The following is a 1,978-nucleotide window of genomic DNA, read 5'->3' on the forward strand; positions in this document are numbered from 1 at the left end:
AGTGATTGCTCGTCATCAGTACCGAATGTAATAGGATTACCTACCGCATAAGCTACTTTTTGATCAACTAAATTTTGATGGTAATTCGTGTACATTCGCCAGTCTGGTTTTAGTGGGTCGTAGTTACCTTTAACATCTCTTTTGAATGGTAAATCTAATATGTCTGGGTGATGGTTGTAGTAACGTTCCCCCACAGTGATATTTTCGATATTTTCTTTGTGATTTTGAATCAAACGCAAAATCATTTCCTCTTGCGTTTCGTGCTTCGGTTTAATCATTTCTATCACACGTTCGTGATATGGTTTTTCGTTTGGCCAATAAATAGCAATCACCTACTTTAGTATTGAAATTTTATTTTGTCGCATATCACGTTCAAGTGCGTAGCGTGTGGCGTCAATACAATTGTGTATAATTAGACCACCATCAACAGAATAGTTGTGGTGGTCTTCTACTTCCATATTATAAACATTTTGTATGCTATGAAATCTTATCGATTTTATCTTTTCTCTCTTTGGCTCTTTGCCTGTTTGTACAACTTCTGGAACATGTTTTTGTCTTTCTATACTTATTGACTTTAAATTCTTTACCACAATATACACACTCCCTTATCTCATCATCTAAACCACTTTTTCTTCGCCACTTTGATTTACACTTATTAGAACAAAATCTGTTAACACCTATATCTTGTGTTTCAAATTCATTTCCGCACTCTTCGCATTTAAACTTTTTCATTTGATGTAGTTTCTCTTTGGTACTTTCGTAATGTTTTTTGTGCCATTTACGGCCTTCATCTGATTTATGCCATTTATTCGCTGCTGGCCGAGCATTTTCATCTAAGTTTCTTATGATTTCTTTTCTTTGTAATTTTGCTCGTTCTAATCCGTGTAATGTGACATGTTCACCATGCTTCATTAGTTGTAAGTTCGTAATATCATTATTACTCTTATCGTGATCTAAATGATGTATATGACAACCTTCTGGAATTGGTCCATTGTGATATTCCCAAACATATCGATGCAATCTCTTACGTTTAGTAGAATTCAGATAATATCCAGTTTTGTCATCTCTAGTAAATTTCAAACCATTAAAGTATACGTATTTCATAGCTTCATCTCCTTAATTCTATTATACCAAAAGAATAACGAGAAGTATCTACTTATATACTTATTATTTCATCGTCAGTATTGAGTTCTTTAACCATTTTCCAACCATTTGTGGTTAATATTAAATGGTCGCTTGTTGCTTTGATTTTACGTCCACTTTCTGTTTCGATTTCAAACACATTAGCATTTTCTCTAGTTAGTCTTACATCAAAGTAAGTTGATTCAGTAGCAATTTGTTTATCTTCGTTAAAACACTTTACTAATCCGGTAGTACCTACTAAATCTTTAATTGGTACTTGCCCATTTGATGTGTCAATTAATGTATCACCTGTTACACAGTGATTATCTTTATCTTCTAACTTCGGTTTAACATTACCGTCTTTGTCTGTTTCGTAATCAATGTTTTCAAATTCTCTTGCAATGTTCGGTGTTCGTTTAGGGTCTATCACAATAGCTTCCAAATCGTTCAACCAACGTTCGCCGTATTCAACGCTGTCAGGACCTTTCTTAACACCTTTCACACGTTTGATACCGTGCTCTTTTTTAAGTTCGTCAATAGACTTAGGTTCGGCGCTATCTGCATATATTTCTTCGCTTTGATAACCTTTATCTTGCAACCACTTACCGAGTTGCCTGTTGCTAATTTGGACACCGTAATATTCGTCAACAGCGTATATGATTTGTTTCTTTTTGTCATAATGCCATCGAACAAATGCTAACGGATCAGTAGCATAACCAAAATCAATAGCGTTACGTATGTTATCGAATGTACCGAACAAGTCATCGGGTATTGTTTCAACTCGCAAATTGTCGAATGGTACAACACCACTTCCGATTGCTTCACCCATGTACTCCCAACGATACCGCATCTCATT

4 protein-coding genes are annotated in these 1,978 nt (G+C 35.1%); all 4 read right to left on the bottom strand.

Features of this window, described 5'->3' with window-relative positions:
• Window positions 1–332 (bottom strand): phage portal protein (locus CD138_RS12220; protein ID WP_026066831.1); only part of this gene is annotated, 332 nt, incomplete at its 3' end.
• Window positions 333–590, bottom strand: a complete 258-nt coding sequence (locus CD138_RS14825) for a hypothetical protein (RefSeq protein ID WP_081583083.1) — start codon at window positions 588–590, stop codon at window positions 333–335.
• Window positions 478–1,104, bottom strand: a complete 627-nt coding sequence (locus tag CD138_RS12230; protein ID WP_019168271.1) for an HNH endonuclease signature motif containing protein — start codon at window positions 1,102–1,104, stop codon at window positions 478–480. Before CD138_RS12230 ends, CD138_RS14825 begins: the two co-directional genes overlap by 113 nt.
• A 52-nt stretch (window positions 1,105–1,156) precedes the next feature.
• On the bottom strand, window positions 1,157–1,978 hold an 822-nt coding region (locus CD138_RS12235), incomplete at its 5' end, for a terminase large subunit (RefSeq protein ID WP_219727725.1).

This window comes from Staphylococcus intermedius NCTC 11048, assembly GCF_002902385.1.
GTDB lineage: Bacteria > Bacillota > Bacilli > Staphylococcales > Staphylococcaceae > Staphylococcus > Staphylococcus intermedius.